This is a genomic window from Azospirillum sp., assembly GCF_035628975.1.
Classification (GTDB): Bacteria; Pseudomonadota; Alphaproteobacteria; order Azospirillales; family Azospirillaceae; genus Azospirillum.
In genome coordinates, this window is record NZ_DASPIS010000129.1 from 1 (window position 1) to 6,284 (window position 6,284).

The 6,284-nt window shown below is 67.7% G+C and carries 6 protein-coding genes; all 6 read right to left on the bottom strand.

Translation table 11 applies throughout. From position 1 onward, the window contains the following. On the bottom strand, positions 1–139 hold a 139-nt coding region (locus tag VD964_RS27125; RefSeq protein ID WP_324865882.1), incomplete at its 3' end, for a glyceraldehyde 3-phosphate dehydrogenase NAD-binding domain-containing protein. A gap of 116 nt (positions 140–255) precedes the next feature. Further along, positions 256–999, bottom strand: a complete 744-nt coding sequence (pgk, locus tag VD964_RS27130; RefSeq protein ID WP_324871568.1) for a phosphoglycerate kinase — start codon at positions 997–999, stop codon at positions 256–258. 107 nt (positions 1,000–1,106) lie between these two features. Beyond that, on the bottom strand, positions 1,107–2,078 hold the full coding sequence (locus VD964_RS27135; RefSeq protein ID WP_324871569.1) for a DMT family transporter: 972 nt from the start codon (positions 2,076–2,078) through the stop codon (positions 1,107–1,109). Positions 2,079–2,261: 183 nt separating this feature from the next. Further along, a complete protein-coding gene (locus VD964_RS27140) occupies positions 2,262–3,503 on the bottom strand; it encodes an acetate/propionate family kinase (RefSeq protein WP_324871570.1) in 1,242 nt (413 codons plus the stop codon). A gap of 12 nt (positions 3,504–3,515) precedes the next feature. Beyond that, on the bottom strand, positions 3,516–4,958 hold the full coding sequence (locus tag VD964_RS27145; protein WP_324871571.1) for a bifunctional enoyl-CoA hydratase/phosphate acetyltransferase: 1,443 nt from the start codon (positions 4,956–4,958) through the stop codon (positions 3,516–3,518). Between the two features lie 419 nt (positions 4,959–5,377). After that, the coding region (gene eno / locus VD964_RS27150; RefSeq protein WP_324871572.1) for a phosphopyruvate hydratase at positions 5,378–6,284 on the bottom strand (907 nt) is incomplete at its 5' end.

Below are 6,284 nucleotides of genomic sequence, written 5' to 3' on the forward strand. Positions count from 1 at the left end.
GCAGGTGCGCGTTGGCCTTCAGATCGGCCAGGTCGTTGATCGCCACGACCTCCACGTCCTTGCGGCCGCTCTCGTAGATGGCGCGCAGAACCAGACGGCCGATGCGGCCAAAACCGTTGATCGCTACCCGTACAGCCATGATGTGCTCCAGTCGTTCCGTTGCGGTCTCGTGCCGGTAGGGGCGGAGACTCGTTTTAACCGGGAAAGGCGGGTTTCGGCCCGCCGGGGGTACAATTTTAAGGCGTGGACCGGCCGTCAGGCCGGGACCGCGCGAGGAGAGGCGATGTCCAGCCAGGCCGGCAGGGCATCGCGGGTGGTCAGTTCGCTGAAGCGGCCGTCCACCCCTGCTGCGGCCAGAGCCGCGATGGTGTCGTCACCGGCCGCCACCGAGCGCAGGCCGGCGTCGCGGGTGCGACGGGCGATGAACCAGGCCAGCGCGTTGGTGCCGACGTCGAAGGGGGCGATCTCGTAGACACCGAGCGGGCCGGTCCAGACGACCGTTCCGGCGGCCTCGACGCAGGCGGTCAGCCGGGCCGCCGTCGCCGGACCGATGTCGAGGACCATGTCCTCCGGACCGATGGCGGCACAGGAGACGACGCGGTCCTCCACGCCCTGCCGCGCCTCGGTCGCCACCACCACGTCCACCGGCAGCAGCAGTTCGCACCGGCAGGCCCTCGCCTTGTCCAGGAGCTTGCGCGCCTCGCCGATCAGCTCGTGGTCGCACAGCGAGGCACCCATGTCGGTGCCGGCCGCGGCCAGGAAGCTGTTGGCGATGCCGCCGCCAAGCGCCAGCACGTCGACCCGGGTCATGAGCCGGGCCAGAAGGTCCAGCTTGGCGGACAGGCCGGTGCCGCCGACGATGGCGCAGACCCTGCCGGAGGTGGCAAAATGCGTTGGGCGGGTGGTGATCGGTTCCTCATCGGTCCGTCCACCCTGGATCAGTTGCATCCGGCCGGTCAGGCGGGGAGCCGGATTGCCCTGGACATCGGTCGTAACCATGATGCCTGTCCTTTCCTTGGAACTCAAGTATATTAATATATCAGTGGTCGGCGCAAGGACAATCCGCCTCGAGGCGGGGGCATGCCACTTTGCCGCAATAACTCGGCTCACGCGGTCCGGACCGGACCGGCGCTTTGGGCTTGCGTGTTCGGGCATGAATCCACCTGCGGGGCGGGAGCCGCGGCGCGGCGGGTCTCGCGGTACAGGATCAGCAGGCCGCTGGCGATGACGATGGCGGCGCCGATCATCACATGGGCGGCCGGCACGTCACCCCAGACCAACCAGCCGAGGATCGTCGCATAGATCAGGCTGGCGTAGCTGAAGGGGCCGACCACCACGGCGCGCGCCAGCGAATAGGCCCGCGTGCTGAAATACTGGGCGCCGCCGCCGGCGATCCCCATGCCCGCCATCAGCGTCAGCGCATGGGCATCCGGCGTGATCCAGTCGAAGGGCAGGGCGAGCGCGCTCAGTGCCGTGGAGATGACGGTGAAGTAGAACACCGTGGTCACCGGCTTTTCCGTCCGTCCCAGCTGGCGCATGGCGATCATCGCCAGGGCGTAGCAAACGGCAGCGGTCAGGGCGACGATGGCGCCGCGGTCGATCATGTCGGGACCGGGCTGCACCATGATCAGCACCCCGGCGAATCCGACGACCACCGCACCCCAGCGGAAGGCGCCGACCTTCTCGCCCAGCAGCGGGACCGACAGGGCGGTCAGGAACAGTGGGGCGGAGTAGGAGATCGCCACCGCATTGGCGAGCGGCATCAGGTGATAGGCCCAGAACAGCAGGACCATGGACGCGAGGCCGATGACGGCCCGCCACAGATGCCCCTGCCAGTGGGTGGTGTGCAGGCAGCTCCGCCCGCCCGCCGCGACCACCATAGCGACCGCCGGCAGAAGGGCGAACAGATTGCGGAAGAAGGTGACCTCGCCCAGCGGGTAGGTTTCCGCCAGGATCTTGGCCAGCGCGTTCATGATGGTCATCAGGACCATCGCCAGCAGCATCGACAGGATGCCGAGCCGGACATTCTCAACCGGGCGTGCAGCGGGAGCGGCGGAGCTTGTGGGGACCTGTTCCATGATGCCTTTCCCTGCCTGGGAGACTCCCCCTCTCCCCCCCGGGGAGAGGGGCGGGGTGAGGGGGATGCATTTCATGATCCCCCCGAAGGTCCCGCCACACTTCCCCCTCACCCTAACCCTCTCCCCGGGGGGGAGAGGGGATCCTACTGGTGGGAGAGGGCGCAATTCCGGCGTCAGGTTCGCTCAAGCCGCCCGGCTCAGCGCATCGGCGGCGATGACGCCGAGCGTATGGCGGGCGATCATCCGTTCCTCGTCGGTGGGGATGATGAACACCGGCACCCGGCTGTCCTGGGCGGAGATGCGCGTCGCCTTCGCCCGGTTGGCCGCAGCGTCGATCGACACGCCAAGCCAGCCCAGCTTCTCCGCCACCCGCGACCGCACCAGCGTGGAGTTCTCGCCCACGCCCGCGGTGAACACCACCGCGTCCAGGCCGCCCATCGAGCCGGCCAGCGCCGCCACCTGTTTGGCGACGTTGTGGCAGAACAGTTCGACCGCCTCGGCAGCCGCCGGAAGGTCGGAGTTCTCCAGGTCGCGCATGTCGTTGGAGATGCCCGACACGCCCAGCATGCCCGACTTGTGGTAGAGCAGCTTCTCCAACTCGTCGGCGCCGTAGCCCTTCTCGCGCATCAGGTAGATCAGCACGCCGGGATCGATCGCGCCCGGCCGGGTGCCCATCGGCACGCCGTCCAGCGCGGTGAAGCCCATGGTGGTGTCGACGCTGTGCCCGGCGCGCATGGCGCACAGGCTGGCGCCGCTGCCGAGATGGCAGACCACCACATGCGCGTCGGCCAGCTCCGGCGCCACCTGCGGCAGGCGGTGGGCGATGTACTCGTAGCTCAGGCCGTGGAAGCCGTAGCGGCGGATGCCCTCCGCCGTCAGTTCGCGCGGGATGGCGAAGGTCTGCGACTGCCAGGGCTGGGTCTGGTGGAAGGCGGTGTCGAAGCAGGCCACCTGCGGCAGGGAGGGGTAGACCTGCGCCAGCGCCCGCATGGCGGCGATGTTGTGCGGCTCGTGCAGCGGGGCCAGCGGAATCAGCTCCTCCAACTGGTCGAGCACGGTCGGGGTGACGCGCACCGGAGCGGAGAAGCGGGTGCCGCCATGGACGACGCGATGGCCGGCGGCCACCAGCGTCGCGCCCTTCAGCGTGTCACCGATCCAGTCGAGCAGATGGTGCAGAAGCTCCGGACGGCCCGGATTCTCACCGGCGGCCCAGCTGTGGTCGGCGATCTTGTGGCGGGCGGCGTCCTTCGCCTCGAAGCGGGGAGCCGTGCCGATGCCGGAGATCTGGCCGGTAACGACCGGCTCCAGCTCCGCGGCGCTGCCGCCGCCCTTGTTCCCTGTTTGGAAGACGGAGAACTTCAGGCTGGAGGAACCGGCGTTGATGACGAGGCAGGCGTCGCTGCCGGAATTGGAATGTGCAGCCATGACGAAAGCGTCCTATTCGGCGGCCAGCGCGAGCTTGGGCTGGCGTTGAGCGGCGGCGACCAGCGAGGCGACGGCGCAGGAGGCGAGACGTGCCCGCACGTTATCGGCGCGGCTGGTGAGGATGACCGGCACCTTGGCGCCCAGCACGATGCCGGCGAGGTCGGCGTTGGCCAGGAAGGACAACTGCTTGACCAGCATGTTGCCGGCTTCCAGGTCGGGGGCGAGCAGGATGTCGGGCTGCCCGGCGACCGGGGAGACGATGCCCTTGGTGCGGGCGGCCTCTGCGGAGATGGCGTTGTCGAAGGCCAGCGGGCCGTCCAGGATGCCGCCGGTGATCTGGCCGCGGTCGGCCATCTTGCAGAGCGCGGCGGCTTCCAGCGTGGTGTTGATCTTCGGGTTGATCGTCTCGACCGCCGACAGGATGGCGACACGCGGGGTGTCGACGCCCAGCACCTTGGCGAGGTTGATGGCGTTCTGGACGATGTGGACCTTGTCCTCCAGCGTCGGGTAGATGTTGATCGCCGCGTCGGTGATCAGCAGCGTCTTGGAGTAGGTCGGCACATTCATCAGGAAGACGTGGCTGATCCGGCTGGCGGTGCGCAGGCCGGTCTCCTTCTTCACCACCTCGCCCATCAACTCGTCGGTGTGCAGGCTGCCCTTCATCACCGCTTCTGCCTCGCCGGTGCGGGCCAGCGCCACGGCGGCTGCCGCAGCGGCGCGGCTATGGGCGGCGTCGACGATGCGGTAGCGGGAGATGTCGAGACCGCCTGCCGCGGCGACCTTGCGGATGAGGGCTTCCGGCCCGACCAGGATCGGCTCGATCAGCCCGGCCTGGGCGGCCTCGACCGCACCCTGGAGGGAGCTGGCGTCGCAGGGATAGGCCACGGCGGTGACGACCGGCGGCAGCTCGTCGCATTTGGCGAGCAGCGCATCGTGCTTGTCGTGGCGGATCATCTGGATCTGCGGCAGCTCATGCGCCGGGCGGATGACCTTCTGGGTCGGGGCGACGACCTCCGCGGTGCCGAGGACGACGACTTCGCCATCCTGGTTGGTGCAGACGCAGTCGAACACGACGATGTTCTTGGCCGGGCGCTTCTCGATCACGGTGACGGTGGCGGTGACGATGTCGCCGAGACCGACCGGGCGGCGGAACTGCAGGCTCTGGCCGGCATAGAGCGACCCGGCGCCGGGCAGATAGGTACCGAGCACGCCGGAGATCAGGGAGCCCGACCACATGCCCGGGCCGATCACCTTTTGGAAGCGGCTGTCGGCCGCGAATTTCGGGTCGAGATGGGCCGGGTTGATGTTGCCCGACACGGTGGCGAACAGCTCCACATCCATCAGCGTCAGCTGACGGGAAAGGCTGGCCGTCTGGCCGATCTGGATTTCGTCGAAGGTCACATTCTCGACCACGGCGCCGATGCCGTTGCCGAACGCTTCACCACTGGCACGCATTTTTTGAACACTCCGGTTGACCGGGTCGATCGAGCGGCCCGTTTTTGCGGTCCGACAGGGCAGCGCCTGGAAAATCGGAAACGTTCCGCTGCCGGCTTGGGCCGGCATTCTGCGCCGCGAGGGAACCATAGATATATTAGTATATTAAATGTGCATTGCAACATAGAACCAACGGAATCCCCCGGCCCTTGACACTATGCCGCAGGTCTATGGTGCGGCTGGGCGGGGAACCCCCCTTCCCCCGGGGAGAGATCGGGGGAAGGGGGCAGAAGGGCGAGCAATCTCAGCGATCACGACGCTCGCCGCCCGTCCTGGAAGTCCCTTTGGGCGCGGCCCTTCCGGTCCTTGTCGTCTCTCCGGGGGCGGGAGAGAGCGGGGCGGGACGGTCGCGGGGCAGGGGGCCTCCGGATCTCTGGAAATCAGGCCTTCAGGATGCCGCGACCGGCGAAGCGGGCGGCGACACCGAGCTGCTCCTCGATGCGGATCAGCTGGTTGTACTTGGCGAGGCGGTCCGAACGGCTCAGCGAGCCGGTCTTGATCTGGCCGCAGTTGGTGGCGACGGAGAGGTCGGCGATGGTGCTGTCCTCGGTCTCGCCCGAACGGTGCGACAGCACGGCGGTGTAGCCGGCCTTGTGCGCCATATCGACCGCTTCCAGCGTCTCCGACAGCGTGCCGATCTGGTTGACCTTCACCAGGATGGAGTTGGCGACACCTTGGCGGATGCCCTGGGCCAGACGCTTCGGGTTGGTGACGAACAGGTCGTCGCCGACCAGTTGCACCTTGCTGCCGATGGCATCGGTCAGCGCCTTCCAGCCTTCCCAATCGTCTTCCGCCATGCCGTCCTCGATCGAGATGATCGGGAAGCGGCCGGCCAGATCGGCCCAGTAGGCGACCATCTGCTCCGGCGACAGCGACTTGCCTTCGCCGGCCAGCTCGTACTTGCCGTTCTTGAAGAACTCGGTCGAGGCAGCGTCGATGGCGAGCATGACGTCGTCGCCCGGCTTGTAGCCGGCAGCCTCGATGGCCTTCATGACGAAGCCGAGCGCCTCGTCGGTGGAGCCGATGTTGGGGGCGAAGCCGCCCTCGTCGCCGACGTTGGTGTTGTGGCCGGCGTCCTTGAGCTTCTTCTTGAGGGACTGGAAGATCTCGGAACCCATGCGGATGGCGTCGGCGCCGGTTTCGGCGCCCACCGGCATGATCATGAATTCCTGGATGTCGATCGGGTTGTCGGCATGGGCGCCGCCGTTGATGATGTTCATCATCGGCACCGGCAGCAGCGAGGCGAAGGCGCCGCCGACATAGCGGTAGAGCGGCAGGCCGGCATCC